We start from the raw sequence: 26954 nt of genomic DNA, 5'->3' as shown, positions 1-26954 counted from the left end.
TAGGCAGATGAAATGCAAAAAGCTACTTCTTAAATACGAAGTAGCTTTTTGAGTTCTTTTGCATATGTACGGCTAACAGGTACTTTTGATCCTTCTTTCATAATTAAATTATATGTAGAATTGAACCATGGTTGTATTTCCGTAATATGATTAATATTTGCAATAAAACTGCGATGGACACGCATAAAACTTGCTTGTGGCAACTTCTTTTCCAAAATTACAAGCGTATCGTGTGTTACATACGTTTCTCTCATTGTTTTTACTGTCACTTTTCCATCCACAAGGCCTACATATATAATATCTTCAATATTCACAAGTACAATCGATTCCTCAATTGGTAATGCTAATTTATGCATCTCGGTCGTTACGTCTACACTCTTTACCTCTTGATTTGTTTCTAATTTTATTTGTTTTTGCTTTTTATATTTCTTTAATGTCTGTACGATACGTTCTTCATCAAATGGTTTTAAAATGTAGTCTAACGCGTCTACTTCAAATGCTTGCAATGCATATTGATCATAGGCAGTAGCAAACACAATTGCAGGGGGATTTTTCATCTTCTTTAATATATTTGCGATTTCAAATCCGTTATCATCAGATAGCTGAATGTCTAGGAAAACAATATCTGGTTTGTTTTTCATTAATTCCTCTAATGCATCCTCTACACAATCCGCCTCACCAATTATCTCTACTTCTTTCGTTTGCTCTAATAAATACTTCAATTCATCACGTGCTAACATTTCATCGTCAACTACTAATACTTTTAACACTCCGTTCTTCCTCCCCTATTTTTTTAGGAATAACAAAAGTAATCTCTGTCCCCTCATTTAATTCACTTTCAATTTGAAGCATTGTCTCTTTCCCAAATAACCCGATAAGTCGTTCATTAATATTATATAAAGCTGTTCCAGTCCCTTTCTTTGACGACACTACCATTTTTCCTAATTGTTCTAAGCGTTCTTCCTCAATTCCTTGTCCATTATCTTTTACTTCGAAGTGAACCATGCCCCCTTTTTCAAAAACATGCACTTCTACTTCGCATACTGGCTGTTTCTTCGGAAAAGCATGTCGCAACGCATTTTCAACCAACAGTTGAAGAACAAATGGTGGTACTAATGTTGTCTTTAACTCTTCCTCAATATACATCTTTACCTCATACTTATTTGGGAATCTTGCTTGTTCTAGTGATAGGTATGCCTGTACATGGTTTAATTCTTGTTCTAGTGGAATCAACAACTGACGTGCCCCTTGCAAATTACAACGGAAATACACGCTAAGCTGCAATAATAACTTCCTTGCCTTTTCTACATCTGTTCGGCATAAAGCTGATACGGTATTAATTGCATTAAATAAAAAATGCGGATTGATTTGTGCTTGTAACGCTTTTATTTCGGCATCTTGCAATAACTTACTTTGTAACTCTGCTTCACCTAACTCAAGCTGCGTGGAAAATATTTTTGCTAATCCTTCTGCAAGTTCCTCTTCAACACGACTTAACTGGTTAGGGTTCTTGAAATACAGTTTTAATGTCCCTATCGTATTTTCATGTGAAGTTAATGGAATAACAATAGCTGCTTGCAAAGGACAGCCTTCATGTTGGCAATTAATAACCTCACGTGATTTCGCTTTCATTATTTTCCCTGTATGTAAAACCTCTTTCGATAAACCTGTTATTAAACTGTGTGAAGGAATATGATGATCTGATGCCAATCCAACGTGAGCTAATATTTTCTCTGTATCTGTTAAGGATACCGCATCTGTTCCCGTAAAGCGGTGAATAATTTGTGCCACATGTTTACAAGACTCTTCTGTTAACCCCCTGCGAAAATACGGTAATGTCTTATCAGCAATTCGTAATACTTTATGCGTTTGCAGAGCTTTCGCGTTTTCTTCCTGACGCAAAATAGCTTGTATCATTGAAAGTAAAATAAAACTTCCGAAACTATTTACAAGGATCATTGGTATCGCAATTGTTTTCACGATACTAATTCCATCCTCTACGATTAATAAGATCATAATCATTTCTAAAGAAACGATAAACACGCTTAAAATCGCTGAAAATTTAGGCGTAATTGCACGATTATATTTTTTGAAAATGTGTCCAATATACCCAGTTATAACACCTGCTAAAATTGAAGAGATTGCACAACTTAGCGCTGTCGTCCCGCCAAGCATATAACGGTGAATACCAGCAATCGATCCTACTCCAATTCCGACGATAGGACCACCAAGCAATCCACTAATTCCAACACCCATAATACGTGTATTCGCAATTGTACTAGATGACGAAACACCTTGTAGCCAATTTTCATTCATAATTGTATTCCCCGCAATTTCAATTCCCGTGTAATTGCTGACAATTGTAAACACTGAAAAAATACAAATAAGCTTAAGCTTATCTACATATCCATCTTGTCTATGAAGAAGGCGCCTGAACGTTCTAATATGAGAAAGTAAAAATCCTAAAATAACAATAAGTCCGACACGTTCAATCATCATAAGTACTAAATTTAGCATCTGTGATTCATTCCTTTTTATATGAGTTAGTTTTATTATGGGAAAATAATGAAGTGGGCGTCAAGAAGAATGCAATATCTTTTGAAATATTTTACACATAACTATCCCCTCTTTATTTGACAACCTAATAGAAGAGTGCTAAAAATAAAGTAATATAATACAGTCCTTTAACCCAACCCCGTGAGGTTGAGAAGGAAGTCGGAATATACTATACGTATGGTCTTTTTTAGAGATACGTATGCTTTTTTGGCCTTCTCATCATATCAGGTGAGAAGGCCTTTTGTTATTCTTCCATAGCGACTGTAGAAGAAAATAAGGAGGAGTAATGATGAACGTTACTACTGATGTACAATCAACAACAGAGGAAACGAAGGAGAAAAGATATAAAACATTGTTTGGTTCTGCGCTAGGATATGCAGCAGAAGGTTTAGATATGTTGCTCTTATCTTTCGTACTCGTCTACATTTTAAAAGAATTTCATTTAAGCCCTGTTGAAGGTGGAAACTTAACATTAGCTACCACAATAGGAATGCTAATCGGGTCTTATTTATTCGGATTTATTGCTGATTTATTTGGGCGTATCCGTACGATGGCCTTCACAATCTTACTATTCTCACTCGCAACAGCACTTATTTATTTCGCAACAGATTATTGGCAATTATTAATTCTTCGCTTTTTAGTTGGAATGGGGGTTGGTGGTGAATTCGGTATTGGAATGGCCATCGTAACTGAAACATGGTCTAAAGAAATGCGCGCTAAGGCGACATCCGTTGTTGCACTTGGATGGCAATTTGGCGTACTAGTCGCTTCACTCCTTCCAGCATTTATCGTCCCACATTTTGGATGGAGAGCTGTTTTCTTATTTGGACTCATTCCCGCTTTATTAGCTGTTTACGTCCGCAAAAGTTTAAGTGAACCGAAAATATGGGAACAAAAACAACGATACAAAAAAGAATTGTTACAAAAAGAAGCTGAAGGTAATTTAACAACTACCGAGGCAGAACAACTAAAGCAAATGAAAAAGTTCCCACTTCGAAAGTTATTTGCCAATAAAAAAGTAACGATAACAACAATCGGTCTTATTATTATGTCATTCATCCAGAACTTCGGATATTATGGAATTTTCACATGGATGCCAACTATTTTAGCGAATAAATATAACTACACATTAGCAAAAGCGAGCGGTTGGATGTTCATCTCTACAATCGGCATGCTAATTGGAATTGCAACTTTTGGTATTCTAGCCGATAAAATTGGCCGCCGTAAAACTTTTACAATCTATTATGTCGGTGGTACTATATACTGTCTCATTTACTTCTTCTTATTCACAGACCCAACATCATTGTTATGGGGAAGTGCACTACTTGGATTCTTTGCCAATGGCATGATGGGGGGATTCGGAGCTGTTTTAGCTGAAAACTACCCTGCTGAAGCTCGCTCGACAGCCGAAAACTTTATTTTCGGTACAGGACGTGGGTTAGCTGGATTTGGACCTGTTATTATCGGCTTACTTGCTGCAGGTGGTAATTTAATGGGAGCACTATCTCTCATCTTCATTATTTATCCAATCGGTTTAGTTACAATGCTATTATGTGTCCCAGAGACAAAAGATAAAGTATTAGAATAGATTGAAACTGTACAGGGTACTATCTCCTTCGAGAAAAGTAGTTAAATAAATAGTAAAGAGGAAGCATCTCAAATGAAATGCTTCCTCTTCTTATATAAATACAATTATTTATTTTGATTTACTAGCTTTTTGGAACAAGAAGGAAGTTTTCTCTTCTTCTTTTACAATACCTTGTTTTAAGGCTAATTCCCCTGCAACTTTAGGCGCTAGCCATAGCATCGGGAATAACAGAATAGATACCGGAACAGCCGTCACTACAATGAAGGATTGTAAGGCGTTAATACTTCCCTCACCCATATATAAAAGAATCGCCGCAACTGCGCCCATAATAAGCGACCAAAAAACTCGCAAACTAATTCTAGGATCTCCATCTCCAGTCACTGCCATTGAAATTGAATAAGCCATCGAATCTCCTGTTGTAACTACAAATAAAATTGTTAATAAAAGAAATGCAGGTCCAATAATATTAGATAGTGGCAGTTGCTCTGTAATTGCAATCATAGCCGCTGGCATACCAGATTCACTTAATGCCACCGAGATAGAACCAGGATTCATTAACTCATAAAACACACCTGATCCCCCTAGTATAGTAAACCAAAACGTTGTAATAATAGGCGCAATAATGCCAATTGCAACGATGATTTCTCGGATTGTTCTTCCTCTTGAAATTCGGCTCACTAAAATTGCCATCATCGGTCCATATCCAATAAACCATCCCCAGAAAAAGATTGTCCACGATCCTAACCAAGCTGTATCACCACGATATGTGCTCATTGGAATAAATTCATTTATATAAAATCCAAACGAAGACACAAATGAATCGATAATAAATCCACCAGGTCCAAACAGTAATACGAATACCATTAATAAAACTGCTAACCTAACATTTAAATTACTTATAATTTGAATCCCTTTGTCAATTCCCGTTACCGCAGATATAGTAGAAACAGCTACTACACAAACAATAATGGCTAATTGAGTAGTAAACACATCAGGAATGTTAAACAATGCTTGTAACCCATAACTTGCTTGTAGTCCTAAAAATCCGATTGGACCAATCGTCCCTGCAGCTACCGCAATAATAGCAAATACATCGATCATTGTTCCAAGCCAACTCTTTCGCAATTTCTCCCCAAAGATAGGATATAAAAGCGTTCGAGGTTTTAACGGCATATCTTTATGATAATGCCCGTACATCATAACTACTGCACTAATTGTACCTAAAATCGTCCAAGCCAGGAAACCCCAGTGCATATAACTTTGTGCCAAAGCAGGCATTACCGCTTCTTTCGTCCCAGCAGTTATACCTTCATGTATTGGTGGCACCGTCATCAAATGGTACATCGGCTCTGCGGCTGCCCAAAAAACGCCACCTCCAGCAAGTAATGTAGACATAATAATAGCCAGCCATTTTGTCGTACTAATCTCAGGTTTTTCTAGCCCCCCAAGTTTAACTCTCCCATATTTCGAAAATGCCATACACATTGCAACAACAAATGTACCAATTAATAAAACTTGCCAAAAGGCACCAAAATATTTAATTGAAGCTGCAAAACTGCTATTAATGACTCCCTCTACGTAACTTTTATTTAAAATAACTGCAATTACAAATAATAAAAGTGAGCCACCACTAATAAGAAATACAGGCCAATCCGTTTTTCGACTCTTCATTCTCATTTACACTTCCTCCTTCCTCAGCAATCTAAAAAAACAACTTTATTATGTTTTATTGTTTACATCCAAAACACAATGATTATATAAGCATAATAATTCATCAATTTTCTACACACTTATGTTGTCCCTAAAAATATGCTAAATCCCTTATTTAAAAGAAAATTTCTATTCCTATTACATAAAAAAGCAAAACAAAAGACCTTATATTTCTATAAGGTCTTCGAAACAGAAATTTGATTATAACATAAGGAACTCCTTGGTTCAAAAAGCTCCTTCCAAAAATAACCGAGAGTAAAGGCTTCCATTTGCTACGTAACAGTAATTAAAAAAAATTATAATTTGCATAAAAAACTATACTAAATATTATTTATGAAAGAAATTTGGCTTCAAAATTTCATTCGGATACGGTTTATGATAAATATGGGTGGTAGCTGGGGATAATGGTGGAATGAGCCACACCCAATTGCCCGTTACAACACGACCACAAGCTACTTCTTGCTTCTCAAATTGTTGAAATTGTTGTGCAGCAGTATGATGGTCAACAATACTAACTCCTTGTTTTTTAAAAGAATGTAAAACAGCCACGTTTAATTCAATTAGCGCCTTGTCTTTCCATAACGTACCGTTTCTCGATGTATCAAGCTTCATCATCTCCGCAACAGCCGGCAGTAAATTATAACGATCATGATCCGCTAAGTTACGAGCCCCAATCTCCGTCCCCATATACCATCCATTGAACGGAGCAGCTGTATAGGAAATACCGCCAATTTCTAAGCGCATATCTGAAATCATTGGAACCCCATACCATTTTGCTCCTAAAGATGAGATTGGGTACTCTGGATGTTCAATTGGTACCTCTTTCACTTCTTTTTTTGGAATTTCTTTATATACAGGTTCTTTTCCATCGACAGAAAAAACAAGTGGCAATACATCGAAATTCGTACCTTCTCCTCGCCAGCCAAGTTCCTGGCAAAAATCCGTAAACGCAGTGGAATGAGAGTCCCCAATCACTCCCACTTCTGTTTTATACCCTGCATACCGAATCAATTGGTGATTATAAATTCGTATATTATTTTCTTCACCTTGATATTGCTTAAAAATTGTAATTGTCGGTTTAACTTTCCCATCGTTCGTTGCATATTTAATATGATGAATTAATGCGTTGTATACACCTTCCTCATCATTTACTTCACGTGCATCTAATATGTGCATCTTACTCCAAAATAGTCTTCCGATACATCGATTACTATTGCGCCATGCCATTCGTGATCCATGAACAAGTTCTTCAAATGTATGCTCATACGTCCCCGTCTTCTCTATCTCAACTTGAATTTCTTTTATTCTCTCTTCTATGAATTGTTCTTTATTAAGCTCTTTATAGCAAACCGTAATAAAATGACTCGCTTCCTCTATTAATTGTTTCGTTTTACTCATAAACGATCTCCTTCTATTTCAACAAAACGTTACTACTTTACAGTATAAGCAAAAAGAATAAGAGTCACAAATGAAAGTCGAAGTGTTACTTTTATTGTAATATTTTTCAGAAAATTAAAGAGATTACTATTGACTTGTATAAAAAATAGGTGTATTTTTGACTCAGGTAAATTATTTTTACCTAGACCAACTTTTTAATAAGGAAGGAGGGAATGTTATGTCTTCATTTCAATTGCCAAAGCTTTCATATGACTATGATGAACTAGAGCCATATATCGATAGCAACACACTTTCTATTCATCATGGAAAGCACCATGCGACATACGTAAATAACTTGAATGCCGCTTTAGAAAACTATACGGAATTGCATAATAAATCTTTAGAAGAGTTACTATGTAATTTAGCAACTTTACCAAAAGAAATTGTTACAGCTGTCAGAAATAACGGTGGTGGTCACTATTGTCATAGTCTGTTTTGGGAAGTAATGAGCCCGCGAGGTGGCGGTGAGCCTAATGGAGACGTTGCAAAAGTAATTGATTATTATTTCAATACCTTTGACAACTTAAAAGATCAACTTTCCAAAGCAGCTATTAGTCGTTTTGGAAGTGGCTATGGATGGCTTGTTCTGGACGGTGAGGAACTTTCCGTTATGAGTACATCCAATCAAGATACACCTTTGCAAGAAGGTAAAATTCCATTACTCGTCATCGATGTATGGGAACATGCCTATTATTTAAAGTATCAAAATCGGCGTCCAGAATTTGTTACCAACTGGTGGCATACGGTGAACTGGGACCGGGTAAATGAAAAGTATTTACAAGCAATTCAATCACAAACACATTAGTCGTGCGTATAAGGTAAATTTGGTAATGTAAAATTAGTATTGTCGAAATCCTCCAGAATCCCCTGGATTGCCACCGGGGGATTTATGATTATTTCATTGCATGTATGTAATAACGTAATACTTGTTCTATTTTTATTTTCAATTCTCGGAACGGGAAGCCTAATTTACTAGCTTTTCCATTATGTAATGTACAATTAATCACTTCATTATAAGGCGCTACAGTATCTCCTACTTCTTGAACGCGTGCTTTTATTCCCGTATTTTCTTCTATGAAATGAATAACTTCTCGAGTAGAAACTACCCCGTTGCTACAAGCATTAATTGGCCCTTCTATGTCCTTCATCCCGCACCAAGCTAAAAATTCTCCTGCTTCTTTTTCATGTATAAATGACAACTCTCCATCTAGATCATTCACGGCGACAGGTTCTTGCCTCACAATATGTTCAACGTAAAATTGTAACCTTTTCGTATAATCGTTTTCTCCAATAACAACTGGAAAACGTACTGCAACAACTGGGAATGTTGCTTGTTGAAATGAAACCGCTTCGGCTAATCTCTTTCCTTCACTATAATTGAAGTCATTTCTATCCCCATACGTAATAGCATACTCGTACGGATTAAAGTTCTCTTCTAACAAGCCTAGTGTTGGCTCGTAAACAGCCATTGAAGATGTCATAATGTATTTCTTCGTTTTTCCTCGTAACACTTCACATACTATCTTCGCCGCATTCGAGCTATAGCATAAATTATCGTATACGATATCATAACTTTTATCTTCTAGACGCTCAGCTAGTTGTTTTTCGTCTTCTCTATCTACAATCAATCTGTTTACTACACTTCCAAAAGAATCTTCAGTAATGCCTCTCGTCGCAATCGTTACATCGTGTCCATCTTGCAAAAGTGCTTCTACTAAATGTTTACCAAAAAATCTTGTTCCCCCTAGCACCAATACTTTTTTCAACTTCATCATCCCCATTTCGATAAAATGTAAAATAATACCTCTCTATTATAACTGCTCATATAGAAAAAGCATGGAATTCGTTTAACGATTCCATGCTTTTCTGCAGAAAATATATTAACGTACTCGATATTTATAAATACAATAACAGAAGTATAAAATAGAAATTACGGATACATAAACCCATAGTTCATATACGAATCCCTCTCCCCATACTCCCATAAAATAAAAGAGTGAAGGCAACGTCAATGTTACCCATGATTGTACGAAGGCAATTCTTCCAAGATATTGATTGATATTCTTCTTTTGTGTATTTAATACAAAGAATAAATACCAAAGTAATGCCCACATAAACCACGTTAATGCATTAACAACATCGTGAAATTGAACAAATGAAACGACCATATAGAATAAAGCAATAATTGCTACCCAAATACAGAACCATCCTAGACCACTACTATCCATTCCCTTTATAAAAGTAACACCTACATATAAATAGGTTAATCCAAATAAGAAAGTAGCTGCATATGAATATACCGTCCAATTGCTTTGATCAGAAATCATAATCAAATAGAACGGAATGATAATTTGTAATGCCCCCACAAATAAATTAAAAACACCTGCGCTTTTCATCTCTGCTTTTCCTAATATAACAAGACTATTTAAAAATAAAGCTGCACCTGAAAGTAATAATCCTACATAACCCATATATATTCGTATGAAAATCTTATCTTTTCACACTTTTAACCTCCCCACACTTTAAAGTGATACCTATATTATTTTTCTTCCCATTTAAAACTACATACATAATTTTTCATCCAAATAAGTCAGACTTCCTACCTTAAAAAAGAGCAAACTTAAAACGCTTTCAATAATAAATAACCCTATCAAAATATGCAATAGGATTCCTTGATTATAAACGGACTCTAACAAGGATACAAGTGTTGGAATACTTTTCAATCATACGTTTTTAATTTCTATAAAAAATGAATAGAATGATACATTTTCCCTATCTCATTCTACTAATGCCTAGCATAAAATATAGTATAATCATATCATTTTAAGGAAGGTTTGATATTTATGCCTCTTCATTATCCAAATCAACCTGTTTTTCACTCCACAGGTGTATTAACAAGAGAGCCTGCAACTGTTTCAGCAGTAGTAAACATTGTAAATTTAGATGCATTTTACGCACACTATGTAAGTATAGAGGTTTGGGATTGGTCTAACTATTCTAATCCTGTAAAATTACCTGTACTAATTGGTGAAAATGCGGAAGTAGTATTTCCATATATTTTACAAGGGAACAACTTAGCAGTTTTTTATGCTGATTTAGGTGACGCTGTTGACTTGTATGAAATTCGTATTTCTTATCCTAGCCACTCCAATATTATCGCAAATTGTTTTGGACGAAGCATACCGCCATACGCAAGCCAAGAAGGTAATACCGTATATCATAAACAACTCGTTCGAATTCATTAAGTTCTCTTTCCAAATCACCAATTTATAAAAGCATTCAATAGATTAAATTCCTATTGAAGTGCTATGGTCAGTAATAGTTTTCTTTTCCTCAACGAAAACTATTACTGACCTTTGGTTCCTTTATTATACATAAATACAATAAAAATAAAGTATCCTCCTTAAATCATTTGATAGCCATTTTTATTATTTACCTGCCATCTCCAAGAATCTAAACACATTTCTTCTACTCCATATTCCGCTTCCCATCCTAATTCTCGCTTTGCTTTAGATACATCAGCAAAACATATCGCTACGTCCCCAGGACGACGCCCGATAATTTTATAAGGTATTTTTTTGCCCGAAACCTTCTCAAAAGCATTAACCATCTCCAATACACTATACCCTTTCCCTGTACCAAGGTTATATGCATCTATTCCTGTAGTTTCAAGCACTTTCTCAAGTGCCTTTACATGTCCTTTTGCAAGGTCAACAACGTGAATATAATCACGAACACCTGTCCCGTCTTTTGTTGGATAGTCATTTCCAAATATATTTAATTCCTTTAACTTCCCTACCGCTACTTGTGTTACATATGGCATTAAATTATTCGGAATCCCATTTGGATCTTCTCCAATACGACCACTTTGATGCGCCCCAAATGGGTTGAAATAACGAAGTAACGCGATACTCCATTCACCATCAGATTTTGCAACATCACGCATAATTTGCTCTATCATTAACTTTGTTTGCCCATATGGATTTGTCACGCTTAATGGAAATTCTTCCGTAATTGGTGATGTTTTTGGAATTCCATATACAGTTGCAGACGAACTAAAAATAAATTTTTTCACATTATGTTTTTGCATTACATCACATAATATAATCGTACTTATAATATTATTATAATAATATGTAAGCGGAATTGTAGTAGATTCCCCAACTGCTTTGAAGCCAGCAAAATGAATAACTGCTTCAATGTTATTTTCCAAAAAAATCTCATTCATTTTTTCACGATTTAAAACACTTTCATTATAAAATTTAAATTGTTTCCCTGTTATTTCTTTTACTCGGTTTAAAGACTCTATTGAACTATTTGAAAGATTATCTACGACTATAATTTTATAATTATTATTTAATAATTCTATACACGTATGACTACCAATATATCCTGCTCCACCCGTTATAAGTATCGCCATATATATAGTCCCCCACTTATCATCAATTATAAAATTTTATAATCTCAATACACATCTATCCTATCATATTCCAAGGTATAAATTCTAAATATTTTAAATTTTCTTTTATACAAAAAGCTACATAACCTTTAAGTTATGTAGCTCTTCAACATCTATATTTTTCTATATCATTTTTTATTACCCAAAAATTTTAGTAAAAGCTATCCAAACGTTCTGATTTGTTAAATTACGTAACAATATACACTTAAAAAGTGTGCCAGGCTTCCTAATAATACGAAAACATGAAAAATTTCATGGTGCCCCATATATTTAAACTCCAACCATTTTGGCTTAGCACCGTAAATAAACCCACCAATTGTATAAAAAATACCTCCAAGTACTAAGAAAAGGATACCTCCTGTACTTAAATTCTCAGCTAGCGGTGCAAAGAATAGAACAATTAACCAACCCATCAGAAGATAAATTCCTGTCGATAACCACCTTGGGCAATTAAACCAAAACATTTTAAAAACAATACCACAAATCGCAGTTGCATAAACTAAACAAAATAGTAGTAAACCATTTGCCGAACTTAATGTAATTAAGCAAAAGGGTGCATATGTACCTGCAATTAATATAAAAATCATAGAATGATCTAACTTCCTAAAGAAATAAATAACACGTTCACTGGCTACAACACTATGATACACAGCTGATGCCATATAAAGGACCATCATCCCAATACCGAATAAAATAACAGCTGTAATTGCAGCAAAAGATGGCATCTTAACAGAAACTTTCACAAGCATAGCTAATAATGCAATAAATGCTAATACAGCTCCTCCTAAGTGAGTAAATGCATTAACCGGTTCTCTTACATAAGCATTCATATAAACACCCCTCATATAATTACATGTAGTTTTTATAACTACGTGTAATTATATACACATTATTTATACTAGTCAACATTTACAATTCACTTGTTTCGTAATACCATATTTAAAGATATACTAAACATTCAGTTCCACTAAGTTATAAAAGTGAGGGGTTTTACGTGGAAAATATAAATAAATTACTTGAATCATTACATTTAGAAAAAAATATTAAACTTGAGGATATCCCAAATGTCGACTTATATGTAGACCAAGTTGTTCAACTATTTGAGAATACTTATGCGGATTCAACAAGAACTGATGATGAAAAGGTATTAACAAAAACAATGATTAACAATTACGCAAAAGGGAAACTATTCATCCCTATTAAAAATAAAAAGTATTCAAAAGAGCATATGATTCTAATTGGCTTGATTTACCAGTTAAAAGGAGCCCTTTCCATTAATGACATAAAAAGCTCCTTAGAAAATATAAATGTACCTTTACTAAACGATGATACATTCGAATTAAATACTCTCTATAAAGATTATCTTGCTCTTACTGAAACCAATGTGGAAACCTTTAAACAGGACGTAAATAACCGTATTAGGGAAGTAAATGAGATTTCCTCCTTAGAAGATCAAAAGCTAGAAAAGTTTTTATTACTAACATCCTTCGTGACGATGAGCAATATGTACAGACGATTGGCAGAGAAGTTAGTGGACGATTTAAAAGAATCGTAAATAAAAAAACTATCCACCTGTTACAGTGGATAGTTTTTTTATTTACTTAATTGCTTCATGGACTTTTAATTGTTTCCCTTTAATCGTTGTAGTTTTCATGGTCTTTAAAACAATTGGTCCTTTTCCATTTAATATTTCAACGTAAGAAACATTGTCCTGTATCGTAATAATTCCTATATCTTCTGCTGTAACACCTTTAATTTTAGCAATTGTGCCGACAAAATCTACCGCTCTAATTTTCTTTTTCTTCCCACCATTAAAGTACAGCTTCATAATCCCTTTGTTTAAGTCTGCACTTTTATCTTTCTTTATAATTGGTTTAGCATGTATTTTTTCCTCAAATACTGCCTTCCCTTTCATAACCTCTTCTTTTGAAGGTGCATATGCCTTTGGAATTTCAAAGCCGATGTACGCCTCAATTTCTTCTAAAAATCTATCTTCATACGGAGTTATGAATGTAATAGCTTTTCCTTTATTGCCAGCTCGTCCCGTTCTTCCCGTACGATGTACATAACTTTCTTTTTCTAACGGAATATCATAGTTAATAACATGTGTAATATTATCAATATCAATTCCTCTAGCAGCTACGTCTGTCGCTACTAAATAACGGAACTTTCCTTTTCTAAAATCGTCCATAACTTCAAAACGATCTTCTTGCACCATACCACCATGTATTTTGTCACAAGGATAGTTAACACGGTTTAACTGTCTAAATACGTGATCTACATTTTCTTGTGTACGGCAAAAAATAATACAACTATCTGGATTCTCAATTGTTGTTACATCTTTAAGAAGTGAAAGCTTCTCCTCTTCTCTCGTCTCAAAAAGTGTATGTTCAATTTTGTCTGTGGTAATCCCGGCAGCCTTAATTTCAATATGCGTTGGCGAATCCATATACGTACGGGATAACTTTTCAACATCTTCTGGAAGTGTTGCCGAAAATAGCATTGTCATTCGCTTTGTAGGTAATTCATCAATAATTGCCTCTACTTGATCAATAAAGCCCATATTTAGCATTTCATCTGCTTCATCAATGACTAAATACTTCAGACATTCTAAAGAAAGGGTACCTTTTTCAATATGATCTAACACACGGCCAGGAGTCCCCACTACGATATGTGTCTTTTGTTTTAACTCTAATTTTTGACGTGCAAATGGAGACTTACCATAAACGGCCGCAGCCTTAATTCTTTTGAAGCGGCCTATATTCGTAATATCTTCTTTCACTTGAACAGCAAGTTCTCTCGTCGGCGTCAAAACTAATGCTTGTGGCTTATTCTCTTCCCATTCCACCATTTCACAAAGTGGAATACCGAATGAAGCTGTTTTTCCACTTCCAGTTTGCGATTTTACAACAAGATCCTTCTTTTTCAATGCAACTGGAATAACCTCTCCTTGCACTTCTGTTGGATTTTCGTAGCCTAAACCAGTAAGTGCTCTTACAATTTCTTTACTTAATGCATAATTAGTAAAGCTTTTTTTATTCATATATTAACCTCATTTTATTCTGTATTATTTTCTTCTTTATCGTTTCCTATCACTGAATTATCATGTAGATACTATCACCTTATTCATTATACTTGAAAGCTCACATAAAAAGGCAAATCGTGCAAGATTCATCTTTTTATATAGGAATAAACAAAAGGTTCCTTTATTCCGAAAAAAATTTTAGAAATATTATTTCAGAATAAAAATAACCTCCGTCATTCCATCTAATGTTCAACTAAATGATAATGCCTTTTCTTTTTAATGTTTGCCTTCAATAAAATAGTTGTTATCACTGACAACACTCCTATCTAGATTCTAATAAACGAACAATAAGGGTAGAAAAATGTTTTAAATTCGCTTTTAACACTATTCCATCATATATATACTCTGTTTTTTAAAAAAATGTTAAGAAATACTTTGACTTCTTCATAAAAATGATGTAAATTATCCTATGGACGAACGTTTTTAATTAATAGAAATAAAATATTCGTATTTTAGGGGTGTAAATGATGGAAAACGTATTTGACTATGAAGATATTCAATTAATTCCTGCAAAATGTATTGTGAACAGCCGCTCTGAATGTGATACAACTGTCACTTTAGGTAAACATAAATTTAAATTACCTGTCGTACCTGCAAATATGCAAACGATTATTGATGAAAGAATTGCAACTTATTTAGCTGAAAACAATTACTTCTATATCATGCATCGTTTCCAGCCAGAGAAACGTATCTCATTTATTAGAGATATGCAATCACGTGGATTAATCGCTTCTATTAGCGTTGGTGTAAAAGAGGACGAATATGAATTCGTACAACAATTAGCTGCTGAGCAACTTACACCTGAATACATCACGATTGATATTGCACACGGACATTCTAATGCTGTAATCAACATGATTCAACATATTAAAAAGCATTTACCAGAAAGCTTCGTTATCGCTGGAAACGTTGGAACTCCAGAAGCGGTAAGAGAATTAGAAAACGCTGGTGCTGACGCAACAAAAGTCGGTATTGGACCTGGTAAAGTTTGTATTACTAAAATTAAAACAGGCTTTGGAACTGGCGGTTGGCAACTAGCTGCACTTCGCTGGTGTGCAAAAGCTGCAAGTAAGCCAATTATCGCTGACGGTGGTATTCGTACACACGGCGACGTAGCTAAATCTATTCGATTTGGGGCGACTATGGTTATGATCGGTTCTCTATTCGCTGGTCATGAAGAGTCTCCAGGGGAAACAATCGAAAAAGACGGCAAACTTTATAAAGAGTACTTCGGTTCAGCTTCTGAATTCCAAAAAGGTGAGAAGAAAAACGTTGAAGGTAAGAAAATGTTCGTTGAGCATAAAGGTTCTTTAGAAGATACTTTAATCGAAATGGAACAAGATCTTCAATCTTCTATCTCTTACGCTGGTGGAACAAAATTAGATTCAATTCGTACTGTAGATTATGTAGTCGTGAAAAACTCTATTTTCAACGGGGATAAAGTATATTAATTTTTAAATTTAACTCGAAGGACAAGCATTTTTATGCTTGTCCTTCTTTTTCATATATAGAAATGTGAAATATTTTCATTTTACTGAATTTTCTAGTATCATGTTTTTAGATACTTATAATAAGGGGGATATAACAAATGAAAAATGTAATTGAGAAACGCCATATTCGCGCAGAAGTCCCTACTGAACTAACATGGGACCTCTCTGATTTATTCGAATCTGATAAAGATTGGGAAACTACATTACGTGTATTAACAGACGATATAAAAAAACTTGATGCGTTTAAAGGACAATTACACACTAGCCCCACTACCTTATTACATTGCCTACTTTTAGAAGAAGAGCTTTTAATGAAGTTAACAAAACTATACTCCTATGCAAATTTAAAAGAATCAACTGATCGTACAAATCCAGTTATTCAAGCGAACTCTTCCAAAATTTCTGCTTTATGGACGAAAGTACATACTGCACTATCCTTTATCCATAATGAAATCCTCTCATTCGATGAAGGAACAATTGAAAAGTATTTACACGAAGAAACAAAACTCGAACCTTTCCGTAAATCATTACTAGACATCCTACAAAAAAGGCAGCACACGCTCTCTCCTGAAACAGAAGAAGCTCTTGCTGCACTTGGCGAAGTACATAATTCTCCATACAAAATTTACGGTATGACTAAATTAGCCGATATGGATTTTACCTCCATACAAGACGAACAAGGAAACGAGCTCCCTGTATCATTTGCATTATTTGAAAGCAAATATGAGTTCTCTCCAAGCGCAGACATACGTAGAAAAGCATACTCATCATTTGTTTCCACCTTGAAACGATATAAGAATACAGTGGCAACAACATATGCTACTGAAGTAAAAAAACAAGTAACACTCTCTCGTTTACGCAAATTTGAATCTGTTACTCATATGCTTTTAGAACCTCAAAAAGTTCCACTTGAAATGTATAACAATCAACTTAATATTATTTATAAAGAATTAGCGCCTCATATGCGCCGTTTTGCAGATTTAAAAAAGAAAGTATTAGGACTCGATCAAATGCTGTTCTGCGACTTACATGCACCTTTAGATCCCGAATTTAATCCAACCATCACATACAAGGAGGCTGGTAAATTAATTCAAGATTCTTTAAAGGTATTAGGCGATGAATATAGTTCCATTATCGAAAAAGGATTCAAAGAAAGATGGGTTGATCTTGCAGATAACGTAGGCAAATCCACCGGAGCATTTTGTTCAAGCCCATATGGCTCTCATCCATATATTTTAATTACATGGCAAAATACGATGCGTGGATGCTTCACATTAGCACATGAATTTGGTCATGCTGGTCATTTTTATTTAGCAAATAAAAACCAGCGTATCATGAATGTACGTCCATCTATGTACTTTGTTGAAGCACCATCTACAATGAATGAATTACTATTAGCCCAGCATTTATTAGCGACTACTGACGACAAGAGAATGCGCAGATGGGTGATTCTGCAACTCCTCGGCACATATTATCATAACTTTGTTACTCACTTACTTGAGGGAGAATATCAAAGAAGAGTATATACCCTAGCAGAAGAAGGAGAAGCACTTACAGCTACAACTTTAACTGAAATAAAAACAAATGTACTTTCGACATTCTGGGGAGATTCTGTAGAAATTGACGAAGGTGCTGGCTTAACTTGGATGCGCCAACCTCATTATTATATGGGCTTATATTCTTATACCTATTCCGCAGGCCTCACTGCATCTACTGCGGTAGCCCAAATGATTAAAGAGGAAGGGCGACCTGCCGTTGATCGCTGGTTAGATGTCCTTCGCGCTGGTGGTACGATGAAACCACTTGAATTAATGAAACATGCCGGAGTCGATATGTCAAAACCAGATGCAATCCGCAGGGCTGTTTCTTACGTCGGTTCCTTAATTGATGAATTAGGACGCTCTTATCAAGAATAAAAAATAAGCCCTCGCTTTATGAGGGCTTGTTTCATATTTATTTTCCAAATCTTTTACGGTATCCACATTTCCTACATAGCTCTTCTACTGCAACTCTTTTCGAAAATCCATCGACAATATTTGTTGCTCTTTCACCTTCTATAATGTTAGAAAATGAGTCATTATTAATATTCCCAAGGTTAATAATCCCTTCACCATCTAAACAACAAGGAATAACTGTTCCGTTCGCTAAAATACCAGCTTGATTTCGAAGACCATGACAGAATCCTTTTCCGTCATCCTCTTCTTCATGTAATGCCGGCCACTGAAATTCATAGTCTTGATTAATAAAGACACGTTCCGCAATTTTTATACCTTTTCCTGGTGTAAGCTTCTCTTCGATTTGATAAGATAGGCCAAACTCATTTTCAATGATGGATAATAAATCTCTATTTTTCTGGATTTCAGCATTTGTTTTATTATCCTGAGTTAAATTCCATAAACGTAGTGAAACAATTAAATCCGATTGACTTGTCGCCTCTCTAATGAAGGAAAGTATACTCCTTACATAACCTTCTTTATCTTGCGAACCTGGATGCCCATCAAAACTGTGCAGTGAAAAATTCATTTGTCTTAAAGCAGGCTTATTTAACAGTCTATGCCTTCTCTTATTAATTAACGTTCCGTTCGTTGTAATATTAACTTTAAACCCTTTTTCATGGCTCAAATCTAACAGTTGATCTATTTTTGGATGGAGCAATGGCTCACCCTTCACGTGCAAATAAATGTAGTCTGTGTGAGGTTTAATTTGGTCTAATCTTTTAGCAAAATCCTCCACAGAAATGAATTGCTTCTGCCTTTCCGTCGGCGGACAAAAGCTGCACGCAAGATTACATACACTCGTAATCTCCAAGTAAAACTTTTTAAACTTCTTCACCTTTAATTCCTCACTTCTATGACTACTTATACTTTTTCCTCTTCATATTACAACACACTTTTTTATAAATAGAAACATACTTATTTTAGGAAACCTTCGTACTACCTATTAATGTTTAAAAGACCATCGGTGTTTTTTTCCAATGGTCTTTTTATATACAAAAAGGAATTTTATTTATGATACGGTTCTCCACGATTAATACGAAACGCTCTATACACTTGCTCAAGCAATACTAATCGCATTAATTGGTGTGGTAATGTCATCTTTGAAAAAGAAAGAGATTCGTTTGAACGCTTCATTACTTCTGAACTTAGTCCAAGTGATCCACCAATTACAAAGGCAACTTTACTCTTCCCATATGTAGCAAGACGATCTAAGCTTATTGCAAATTCTTCTGATGATTTTTGCTTTCCTTCTATCGCTAACGCAATGACATGCGTATCGTCAGAAATTTTATCCAGTATACGTATACCTTCTTTTTCTTTTACAATTAACATTTCTGCTTCACTTAAATTTTCTGGCGCCTTTTCATCTGGCAATTCAATTACTTCTACTTTTGCGTATGCAGATAATCGTTTTAAGTATTCTGCTATACCTTGTTTTAAATATTTTTCTTTTAATTTCCCAATTGAAATAATCGAGATATTCACACTCATTCCCCACCTTACAAACATGTTATCCACATAACTTATCCACATATCCACAATTATTACCCACATATTGTGTGAGAATCTGTGTTCGATACAACATATGTCGCCTCATTTTGACAAAATTCACATGTTTTTTTCTCTTTTCCTGAGTTATCCACATTGTTGATAACTGGTGCAACTTCACACTCATCCACAATAATATCTAAAGCTAATTCAACATGTTCTAAACAACAAGGTAAATTCATATTCTTCACCTCACTTTTCTACAATAGAAAACAGGAGGTAGGCCCTCCTGTTTTTAATACTTTTGAATGCCTAGTTTAACCGTTGTTGTTGCTCGTTTTGTACCACGATAAAACGTAAGAGTCATTTTATCATTAATTTTTTTATCATATAAGGCCGTACGGAATCCAATAATATCGCGAACCGGTTTTCCATCTACTGCTACAATCACATCGTGTTCTCGTAAACCAGCATCTACACCTGGCGAAGGACTTTTCACATCTAAAATGCAAACTCCCTCTGTTACATTGCCTGGTAAATGCAATGTTTTTGACCAATGGTAATTTGGAATCTCATTTAACGATCTAAGTTCAATTCCAACATACGGTCTCCTTACTTTTCCGTACTTCTCTAATTCATTCATAATTGGAACAGCTCTAGTAACTGGAATAGCTAGTCCAATTCCTTCTACTTCTTTTGCTGCAATTTTCATTGAGTTAATGCCAATTAATTGACCTGCCGCATTTACAAGCGCACCACCACTATTACCTGGATTAATTGCTGCGTCTGTTTGCAATACTTCTACTTGCCAATCGTAATGTCCATCTTGATCCAAATCTACAGGAACAATACGTTCCTTAGCTGAAATAATGCCTTGTGTAACGGTTCCTGAAAATTGCAGCCCGAGTGGGTTTCCAATCGCAATGACCGGTTCTCCTCTACGAACAGTATTAGAATCGCCAATCTCAATTATTTTTTTCACATGCTTTGCATCTATTTCTAGTACAGCCAAATCTGTGACTACATCCGTTCCTAATACTTTTCCAGGAACCTTCTTACCATCACTTAAACTTACTTCAATACGATTCGCTCCAGCAACAACATGATTATTCGTTACAATATAAGCTTGGCCATCTGCTTTTTTATAAATTACACCCGATCCTGTACCAGCTTCTGAATCTGCCTCTGAAAAATTATCTCGTTGAATATTAATAACGCCAACAACAGCTTCAGACGCACGATCAACAGCATCAACAAAGCTAATCTGTTTAATTCCTTGAGCTTCGGCCATATTACTTCCACTTGCTTCAGCTTGCGGAAGCGCGCCCGCATCATTCGCAAATAAAGGAGCTCCAAATGCAAATAACGAAGCTCCTACAATTGTTCCTGCTATGCTAGAAATAACAATACCTTTATGCTTCTTTTTTCTTGCACGTTTCATACGATAATTTTCTTCATCAATAAAGGACATATTTGTTCACCCATCTTCCTGAAAACAACTATATTCACCTTTATTGTTTACTAAAATGCAGAATTATACGTATTGAATTTTTGTAGGCATTTTCGGATCTGTATCATGAATTTCGAAGGCTTCTCCCACTCCAAATCCTTTTTCCTCTAATACTTGTGATACTGACATACGTGCTAGTTCTTTCATGTTATTATCTAAACTTAAATGGGCTAAATAAATATGTTTTGTCTCATCTGTAATTACATCCGCCATCGCTAATGCAGCGTCCTCATTACAAACGTGACCCACATCACTTAAAATACGTCGCTTAATACTCCATGGATAACGTCCCATACGAAGCATTTCCACGTCATGATTACTTTCAAACACGAAAGCATTAGCACCCTTAATAACACCTTTCATACGATCACTCACGTATCCCGTATCTGTAATAAGGGCTAACTTTCTATTATTGTTATGAAAGGCATAGAACATCGGCTCTGCCGCATCATGAGAAACCCCAAATGACTCGACCTCAATATCACCGAATGTTTTCACATCCCCAACTGAGAAAATAAACTTTTGCTCAGTTGGGATATTTCCTATTAAATGTTCCATTGCATTCCATGTTTTCTCATTTGCATAAACAGGTAAATCATATTTACGTGCCAATACACCTAACCCTTTAATATGGTCACTATGTTCATGTGTTACAAGAATACCTGATACATCATTTATATTTAGTTCTGCCTGTTTAAATAAAGCCTCTGTTGCTTTACCACTTAAACCTGCATCGACGAGTAATTTTTTTTCATCTGTTCCTACATATAGCATATTCCCTGTACTTCCACTTGCAAGTACGCTAAAATGCAACCCCATTCTTTCTCACTCCAGTATGTTCATCAACCACTTGATTTTCCCTTTCCCCTAATTCCATAACTTGTCCTTCGATTGCATTTACAAAGAAGTCCTGCTTCTGCTCCGTTTTTAAATTCCATGTTGGAGCGAGTACTTGGTTATTAGAAGTAGATGCGGTAAGGGTGGCATAACCAATTTGTGCTTCTTTTACATGTGTATTCCCATGAACTTTATTTTTTAAATACAGATTTTCTAAAGCTGTTTGAGCAGTAATAATTTCTTGCTGTTTCGTTTTTTCACTTTCGCCCATTTCTTTTAAATCAGTTAGCATCGTCTGCGTGTACGACACGAGTTCATTTTTTTCATTTAATTCCACAACAATCATTGCCTGATCGTTATAGAAAATAGGCTTATCTTTATATTTTTGGAAGAAGTAAATTTTAGAGTCTTTCATCGCCCCAAACTCATACTTTTGTCCATCCAATACATAGTTCTTCAAAAAATCACTATACTTATCTTTGGATAATGATTTTGTATTTAAAAAGGGCTCTTTTAGCTTACTTTCTATCCTGTACATATTTTGTATATGCGCCATTTGATTCTTTAAAGACTGTACATCTTCTTCTTTAAACGCCTTGTTTTCCGCCCTAATAAATGATTCTTTTTTCGGTTCTTTAGGGAAATTACCCATAGTAATTTTGTTTGCTTTTAATTCTTGATCTATCTTTGTTTCTGCAATAAGCTCCAATTGATTACTATCTTGCTTTTGAATGAATTGAAAAATGAGAAAGAGGTCCAAAACAAAAAAGGTCACAATAAATATGGTTTTAATCCGATCCCAATCCATTTAGTCCTCCCTCACTCCACTCATATATTTTTTGTTTACCCGCTTCATCTTCAACAAACTTTACATACCAAATTGGCTGTAGTCGAGCTACTTGCCCATCTAGTGATAATTTGTATCCAATACCAATGTCTTTAATGAATCTTTTATCTACCGCGGCATTATTTTCTAAAGATGCTATTACAACGTGACCTGATGGAAGAGTAACCTTCTGTTCTATACCTTTCGTATTTAAAGACAACAACGGTCTTTCATACTCCATTACTTCTTCTGATCCCCATACTTGTCTCAATTCAGCTAATCCATCTGTATTGAATACGGAATATCCATCTTCATGTAAACGGAATACCGTCTGTCCTTTATTCATATAATCCAAACGATATGAATCCAAACTCCCACTGTGACCATTTACAAAATCAAAGCTTTTTTGTAAAAGCATTAAATTATCTGTCGTTTTCTCACTTGAAACAGAAGAATTTTTATACTTTAGCATATGATGATCGTTTTCAATCTCCATGGACCTAATACCATCCGTAAATGTTTCTTTCGATTTCTCGGTAATAGGGCTTAAATAACGTGGGTCACTAAAAAGAGCATTCTTAAATGTATCAACCGCTAAATTAGATGAAATATATGTTATATTACTTAATTCTGTCGTTCCATCTGGTAAAAATAGCTTTTTCATATCATTAATTTGATAGTCAAAATAAGGTTTTGCCGATACTATAAATTGATTTTGTGCATTTACAATATCTTTTAAATACACACCACTTAATTTTGCTTCATATATTCTAGAGTTATCACCATCAGAAACAAAATTAATTTTAATTTCTTGATCCCTACTTCTAGAAGGGTCAAGAATAATTCGATTAAAATGTTTAGGCTTATCTATACTTTTTTCTTTCATATTAAACATAGATTTAACTGCATCAAATGGGATGTTGGTAGGAAAAACAAGCTCCATTTTCCCTTCACCATGCACATAAGAAAGGAAATCAGCCTTAGCAATCGATATCTCTTTGAAACCATGTAATTCCCCTGCTTCCAAAGGTTTATAGATTGATTCTATATCTACCTCTCTTTTGCTCCCATAATGATTTTTATCTTTATGCACGATGATAGAAGTAGGGCGGACAACATCAGCGATTTTAGTTTGAGTAATTCCTTCATTCCCCTGCACAAATTTTGCGTTTTGCATAGACGTGGAATCTGGCACATACGTCCATAAGTTAAAAGTAAGAAATAGGCTAATTACAACTAAATTAATTAAAACTATCGTTTTAACATTTTCCATACTCATTCCCAATCGTCCTCTTCATCTGCTGCCATTGGCAATGTGAAGTAAATAGTTGTCCCTTTTCCTTCCTCACTCTTCGCCCAAATCGAGCCACCATGTGCCTCAATCATTTCTTTTGCAATTGCTAATCCAAGTCCTGTACCACCCATTTGTCTTGAACGTGCTTTATCTACGCGGTAAAAACGTTCAAAGATTTTATCGACGTTTTCTTTGGGAATACCCATTCCTTGGTCACTTACACTAACCTCTAATAATTCCCCACGATCACGTAAGCGATATGTTACTGTTCCACCTTCTGGTGAATACTTTAATGCATTCGAAATAATGTTATACAAAACTTGCGTAATTTTATCCGTATCCATATCAATAAATCGGGATTTCTTAGAAAAAGATCGTTTGAAACTTACGTTTTGCTCTTTAGACATTTCAAAACGATCAATAATGTTATTAAAGAAGTCAGTAAAGTCGACCCATTCTTTCATTAAACGATGTTCTGTACTATCGAGTTTAGAAAGTTGCAATAACGCATTTACAAGTCTAATCATTCTTTCTGTTTCTTCTTGTGTAACTGTTAAAAATTGTGGTGCAATATTCGGATCTTGCCACGCTCCGTCCGTAAGTGCCTCTAAGTAACTGCGCATCGTTGTTAATGGCGTCCTTAATTCATGGGAAACGTTTGCCACAAACTCACGGCGTTCCCTTTCTATACGCTCCTGCTCAGTTACATCATATAATACGGCAATTAAACCATTTGCTTTCCCTGTCTCTTTTTGAATAACAGAGAAACTAGCACGTAAAATATATGGCTCATTTCTCGTACTAAAATCTAATAAAACGGAATCAGGCTCTTCGTATAAATGATCGAGCGTAAATTCTTCTTGTATCCCTAATACTTCTAAAACAGATTGATCGAGCGCCGTTTCACGCGAAACATTTAGCATCTTTTCCGCAGGATCATTTAATAAAATAATGTCTCCTTTTCGGTCAGTAGCAATTACTCCATCTGTCATATGTGATAAAACAGATGATAATTTACGTCTTTCACTTTCCGTTGAAGAACGAGCTTGTTGTAATTTTTTTGATAAATTATTGAAAGATAATGCTAATTGTCCTATTTCATCATGGCTATGCACTTTTACTTTTCTTGAATAGTTTCCTTTTGCCATTTCAATCGCTTGTCTTCGCATATCTGAGATTGGTCTCGTAATCGTTTGAGCTAACAAAATTCCAAGTACAGCTGTTACGAGTAATGCAATAACGGTTCCAGTCGCAAAAATTTGATTAATATCCTTCATCTGTTTATAAACATCTTCCATAGATGCAACAATGTAAATAACACCAAGTGCATCCTTGCCGTTATCATCTAGAATAGGAGTAAGCATAACTTGTACACGATGGCCTGTACGACCATCCTTCTCAATTTTCACTTCTGGCTTTTTTTGTACCAATACCCGTTGAACAGCTATATCAGTTGATGTTCTATTTACCTTGTTTTGCTTTGACTCATCTGAAATAGCGAGTAACTTTCTATGCGAATCAAATACACTTACCTCTTGGATATCTTTCTTTCGATCAGAGGCAAATTTTCGAATTGAAGTTTTAATCGTTTCATCTGTTGATTCTGTTTCTGCCTTTGTATAACTTTTTTTAAACTCTTGTTTCAAGTTATATGATAATAAGTTCGTTTGCTGCGTTAAAGAATCTCTAAAGCCTTGTACAAGACTCTTTTCTAACTCTCTTACAAAATATACCCCAATAACTTGCATAGCTATTAATATTAATAGCATATATATGAGTACAAATTTTAAATGAATAGATTGAAAAAAACCAACTTTCTTCATATACTATTCCTGCTCTGGGTCACGCAAGTAATATCCTACTCCACGTCTAGTTACAATTAAAGTAGGATGACTTGGATTATCTTCAATTTTTTCACGTAAACGACGCACTGTTACATCCACTGTACGTACATCTCCAAAATAGTCATAACCCCAAACTGTTTGCAATAAATGCTCACGAGTCATAACTTGTCCTAAATGTTTGGCTAAATAATGTAGTAGCTCAAATTCACGATGTGTAAGTTCAATATTTTCCTCACGTTTCGTTACACTATACGCATTTGAATTGATAACGATTGGTCCAATAACCATTTCCGTATTTTCTTCTTTTTCTGCAGCACCACCTTGTTGATGGCGACGTAAATTCGCCTTCACACGAGCAAGTAATTCCCTCGTACTAAATGGCTTCGTTACATAATCATCTGCTCCAAGCTCAAGCCCTAATACTTTATCAATTTCAGAGTCCTTTGCTGTAAGCATAATAATCGGCATTTCTGAGCTTTTACGTATTTCACGGCAAACCTCTAAGCCATCCTTACCTGGTAGCATAATATCTAATAAAACCATATCTGGCTGCTCTTCATTCGCTTTTTCAATCGCTTCATCACCATCATGCGCCATTACAATTTCAAAACCTTCTTTTTCTAGGTTGAACTTCAAAATATCCGCAATCGGCTTTTCATCATCAACTACTAAAATTTTCTTTCCCATCATCGTCTATTTCCTCCTTATAAAGTGAAACTTTAATCGCTGGGGTTCTTCATCCCATACCGACTATTAGTTGAACCAATCGGGCATTTACGGGCCGTTAATCCCACACTTAACTTCTTTACCTTCGCTGAATTTTTGGGTGGGGT

General features: G+C 35.1%; 24 protein-coding genes. 6 read left to right on the top strand and 18 right to left on the bottom strand.

Features of this window, described 5'->3' with window-relative positions; translation table 11 throughout:
* Positions 1-29: 29 nt before the first annotated feature.
* Together AC1Q8N_RS18870 and lytS are read right to left on the bottom strand one after the other, a co-directional pair.
* Entirely contained in the window at positions 30-770 is a 741-nt protein-coding gene (locus AC1Q8N_RS18870) for a LytR/AlgR family response regulator transcription factor (RefSeq protein ID WP_048542820.1), read from the bottom strand.
* Entirely contained in the window at positions 748-2517 is a 1770-nt protein-coding gene (lytS, locus tag AC1Q8N_RS18865) for a two-component system sensor histidine kinase LytS (RefSeq protein ID WP_048542822.1), read from the bottom strand. The genes AC1Q8N_RS18870 and lytS overlap by 23 nt, the downstream gene beginning before the upstream one ends.
* 328 nt (positions 2518-2845) lie before the next feature.
* Between lytS and AC1Q8N_RS18860 the strand changes: the two genes are divergently transcribed.
* Positions 2846-4144 (top strand): MFS transporter, encoded by a 1299-nt coding sequence (locus AC1Q8N_RS18860; RefSeq protein ID WP_048542823.1) that lies wholly within the window; start codon positions 2846-2848, stop codon positions 4142-4144.
* Between the two features lie 108 nt (positions 4145-4252).
* Here the strand turns inward: AC1Q8N_RS18860 and AC1Q8N_RS18855 are convergent, their stop codons facing one another.
* Together AC1Q8N_RS18855 and AC1Q8N_RS18850 are read right to left on the bottom strand one after the other, a co-directional pair.
* On the bottom strand, positions 4253-5821 hold the full coding sequence (locus AC1Q8N_RS18855) for a BCCT family transporter (protein WP_048542824.1): 1569 nt from the start codon (positions 5819-5821) through the stop codon (positions 4253-4255).
* 360 nt (positions 5822-6181) lie between these two features.
* Positions 6182-7252, bottom strand: coding sequence for a nitric oxide synthase oxygenase (locus AC1Q8N_RS18850; RefSeq protein ID WP_098048838.1), 1071 nt, complete (start codon positions 7250-7252; stop codon positions 6182-6184).
* Between the two features lie 217 nt (positions 7253-7469).
* Between AC1Q8N_RS18850 and sodA the strand changes: the two genes are divergently transcribed.
* Positions 7470-8096, top strand: coding sequence for a superoxide dismutase [Mn] (gene sodA, locus AC1Q8N_RS18845; protein ID WP_048542828.1), 627 nt, complete (start codon positions 7470-7472; stop codon positions 8094-8096).
* A gap of 88 nt (positions 8097-8184) precedes the next feature.
* On the opposite strand, the gene AC1Q8N_RS18840 is transcribed toward sodA, so the two are convergent.
* Both AC1Q8N_RS18840 and AC1Q8N_RS18835 read right to left on the bottom strand, forming a co-directional pair.
* A complete protein-coding gene (locus AC1Q8N_RS18840) occupies positions 8185-9066 on the bottom strand; it encodes an NAD-dependent epimerase/dehydratase family protein (protein WP_404519960.1) in 882 nt (293 codons plus the stop codon).
* A 105-nt stretch (positions 9067-9171) separates the two neighbouring features.
* Positions 9172-9762, bottom strand: a complete 591-nt coding sequence (locus tag AC1Q8N_RS18835; protein WP_000542569.1) for an AmiS/UreI family transporter — start codon at positions 9760-9762, stop codon at positions 9172-9174.
* Between the two features lie 372 nt (positions 9763-10134).
* Between AC1Q8N_RS18835 and AC1Q8N_RS18830 the strand changes: the two genes are divergently transcribed.
* Positions 10135-10536, top strand: coding sequence for a hypothetical protein (locus AC1Q8N_RS18830; protein ID WP_001128273.1), 402 nt, complete (start codon positions 10135-10137; stop codon positions 10534-10536).
* A 158-nt stretch (positions 10537-10694) separates the two neighbouring features.
* Here AC1Q8N_RS18830 and galE read toward each other — a convergent pair whose 3' ends face one another.
* Positions 10695-11711, bottom strand: coding sequence for a UDP-glucose 4-epimerase GalE (gene galE / locus AC1Q8N_RS18825; RefSeq protein ID WP_404519962.1), 1017 nt, complete (start codon positions 11709-11711; stop codon positions 10695-10697).
* A 221-nt stretch (positions 11712-11932) separates the two neighbouring features.
* A complete protein-coding gene (gene trhA / locus AC1Q8N_RS18820) occupies positions 11933-12580 on the bottom strand; it encodes a PAQR family membrane homeostasis protein TrhA (protein WP_000995371.1) in 648 nt (215 codons plus the stop codon).
* A gap of 164 nt (positions 12581-12744) precedes the next feature.
* Here trhA and AC1Q8N_RS18815 point away from each other — a divergent pair, with 164 nt between their 5' ends.
* Positions 12745-13305, top strand: coding sequence for a DUF1836 domain-containing protein (locus AC1Q8N_RS18815; RefSeq protein WP_048542834.1), 561 nt, complete (start codon positions 12745-12747; stop codon positions 13303-13305).
* A 42-nt stretch (positions 13306-13347) separates the two neighbouring features.
* Here AC1Q8N_RS18815 and AC1Q8N_RS18810 read toward each other — a convergent pair whose 3' ends face one another.
* Complete coding sequence (locus AC1Q8N_RS18810; protein WP_046958612.1) at positions 13348-14793, bottom strand: DEAD/DEAH box helicase; 1446 nt, start codon at positions 14791-14793, stop codon at positions 13348-13350.
* A 509-nt stretch (positions 14794-15302) separates the two neighbouring features.
* Between AC1Q8N_RS18810 and guaC the strand changes: the two genes are divergently transcribed.
* Both guaC and pepF read left to right on the top strand, forming a co-directional pair.
* Entirely contained in the window at positions 15303-16286 is a 984-nt protein-coding gene (gene guaC / locus AC1Q8N_RS18805; RefSeq protein WP_000432444.1) for a GMP reductase, read from the top strand.
* Between the two features lie 137 nt (positions 16287-16423).
* Positions 16424-18241: an oligoendopeptidase F gene (gene pepF / locus AC1Q8N_RS18800; RefSeq protein WP_404519964.1), complete on the top strand. Its 1818-nt coding sequence runs from the start codon at positions 16424-16426 to the stop codon at positions 18239-18241.
* 37 nt (positions 18242-18278) lie between these two features.
* Here pepF and AC1Q8N_RS18795 read toward each other — a convergent pair whose 3' ends face one another.
* The 9 genes from AC1Q8N_RS18795 to walR form a co-directional block, all read right to left on the bottom strand.
* Entirely contained in the window at positions 18279-19157 is an 879-nt protein-coding gene (locus AC1Q8N_RS18795) for a radical SAM/SPASM domain-containing protein (RefSeq protein WP_000713629.1), read from the bottom strand.
* A gap of 170 nt (positions 19158-19327) precedes the next feature.
* The gene (gene rlmH / locus AC1Q8N_RS18790; RefSeq protein WP_001027000.1) at positions 19328-19807 is read right to left on the bottom strand and encodes a 23S rRNA (pseudouridine(1915)-N(3))-methyltransferase RlmH; all 480 of its coding nucleotides are present in this window, start codon (positions 19805-19807) and stop codon (positions 19328-19330) included.
* 59 nt (positions 19808-19866) lie between these two features.
* Positions 19867-20052: a CxxH/CxxC protein gene (locus AC1Q8N_RS18785; protein WP_001052831.1), complete on the bottom strand. Its 186-nt coding sequence runs from the start codon at positions 20050-20052 to the stop codon at positions 19867-19869.
* A gap of 53 nt (positions 20053-20105) precedes the next feature.
* On the bottom strand, positions 20106-21281 hold the full coding sequence (locus AC1Q8N_RS18780) for a S1C family serine protease (protein ID WP_098075873.1): 1176 nt from the start codon (positions 21279-21281) through the stop codon (positions 20106-20108).
* Between the two features lie 63 nt (positions 21282-21344).
* A complete protein-coding gene (locus tag AC1Q8N_RS18775) occupies positions 21345-22139 on the bottom strand; it encodes an MBL fold metallo-hydrolase (RefSeq protein WP_000522836.1) in 795 nt (264 codons plus the stop codon).
* Positions 22123-22965 carry a two-component system regulatory protein YycI gene (locus AC1Q8N_RS18770; protein WP_048542843.1) on the bottom strand — a complete coding sequence of 281 codons (843 nt, stop codon included), beginning with the start codon at positions 22963-22965 and terminating at the stop codon, positions 22123-22125. Before AC1Q8N_RS18770 ends, AC1Q8N_RS18775 begins: the two co-directional genes overlap by 17 nt.
* Positions 22946-24262, bottom strand: a complete 1317-nt coding sequence (locus AC1Q8N_RS18765) for a YycH family regulatory protein (RefSeq protein ID WP_048542844.1) — start codon at positions 24260-24262, stop codon at positions 22946-22948. The genes AC1Q8N_RS18770 and AC1Q8N_RS18765 overlap by 20 nt, the downstream gene beginning before the upstream one ends.
* On the bottom strand, positions 24259-26100 hold the full coding sequence (gene walK / locus AC1Q8N_RS18760; RefSeq protein WP_048542845.1) for a cell wall metabolism sensor histidine kinase WalK: 1842 nt from the start codon (positions 26098-26100) through the stop codon (positions 24259-24261). The genes AC1Q8N_RS18765 and walK overlap by 4 nt, the downstream gene beginning before the upstream one ends.
* Before the next feature lie 3 nt (positions 26101-26103).
* Positions 26104-26811: a cell wall metabolism DNA-binding response regulator WalR gene (gene walR / locus AC1Q8N_RS18755; protein ID WP_000971866.1), complete on the bottom strand. Its 708-nt coding sequence runs from the start codon at positions 26809-26811 to the stop codon at positions 26104-26106.
* Positions 26812-26954 lie beyond the last annotated feature (143 nt).

Source organism: Bacillus sp. GW823-FHT06B01 (assembly GCF_058952315.1).
The sequence above is the reverse complement of the archived record's forward strand: the minus strand, read 5'-3'. Positions and strand labels throughout refer to the sequence as shown.

Coding starts and splice junctions, on each gene's coding strand:
- AC1Q8N_RS18785 (WP_001052831.1), bottom strand. CDS start 20,052: ATGAATTTACCTTGTTGTTTAGAACATGTTGAATTAGCTTTAGATATT.
- AC1Q8N_RS18850 (WP_098048838.1), bottom strand. CDS start 7,252: ATGAGTAAAACGAAACAATTAATAGAGGAAGCGAGTCATTTTATTACG.
- lytS (WP_048542822.1), bottom strand. CDS start 2,517: ATGCTAAATTTAGTACTTATGATGATTGAACGTGTCGGACTTATTGTT.
- walK (WP_048542845.1), bottom strand. CDS start 26,100: ATGAAGAAAGTTGGTTTTTTTCAATCTATTCATTTAAAATTTGTACTC.
- AC1Q8N_RS18770 (WP_048542843.1), bottom strand. CDS start 22,965: ATGGATTGGGATCGGATTAAAACCATATTTATTGTGACCTTTTTTGTT.
- AC1Q8N_RS18830 (WP_001128273.1), top strand. CDS start 10,135: ATGCCTCTTCATTATCCAAATCAACCTGTTTTTCACTCCACAGGTGTA.
- AC1Q8N_RS18780 (WP_098075873.1), bottom strand. CDS start 21,281: ATGTCCTTTATTGATGAAGAAAATTATCGTATGAAACGTGCAAGAAAA.
- trhA (WP_000995371.1), bottom strand. CDS start 12,580: ATGAATGCTTATGTAAGAGAACCGGTTAATGCATTTACTCACTTAGGA.
- AC1Q8N_RS18775 (WP_000522836.1), bottom strand. CDS start 22,139: ATGGGGTTGCATTTTAGCGTACTTGCAAGTGGAAGTACAGGGAATATG.
- walR (WP_000971866.1), bottom strand. CDS start 26,811: ATGATGGGAAAGAAAATTTTAGTAGTTGATGATGAAAAGCCGATTGCG.
- AC1Q8N_RS18810 (WP_046958612.1), bottom strand. CDS start 14,793: ATGAATAAAAAAAGCTTTACTAATTATGCATTAAGTAAAGAAATTGTA.
- sodA (WP_048542828.1), top strand. CDS start 7,470: ATGTCTTCATTTCAATTGCCAAAGCTTTCATATGACTATGATGAACTA.
- AC1Q8N_RS18765 (WP_048542844.1), bottom strand. CDS start 24,262: ATGAGTATGGAAAATGTTAAAACGATAGTTTTAATTAATTTAGTTGTA.
- AC1Q8N_RS18840 (WP_404519960.1), bottom strand. CDS start 9,066: ATGATGAAGTTGAAAAAAGTATTGGTGCTAGGGGGAACAAGATTTTTT.
- guaC (WP_000432444.1), top strand. CDS start 15,303: ATGGAAAACGTATTTGACTATGAAGATATTCAATTAATTCCTGCAAAA.
- AC1Q8N_RS18855 (WP_048542824.1), bottom strand. CDS start 5,821: ATGAGAATGAAGAGTCGAAAAACGGATTGGCCTGTATTTCTTATTAGT.
- galE (WP_404519962.1), bottom strand. CDS start 11,711: ATGGCGATACTTATAACGGGTGGAGCAGGATATATTGGTAGTCATACG.
- AC1Q8N_RS18860 (WP_048542823.1), top strand. CDS start 2,846: ATGAACGTTACTACTGATGTACAATCAACAACAGAGGAAACGAAGGAG.
- pepF (WP_404519964.1), top strand. CDS start 16,424: ATGAAAAATGTAATTGAGAAACGCCATATTCGCGCAGAAGTCCCTACT.
- AC1Q8N_RS18835 (WP_000542569.1), bottom strand. CDS start 9,762: ATGGGTTATGTAGGATTATTACTTTCAGGTGCAGCTTTATTTTTAAAT.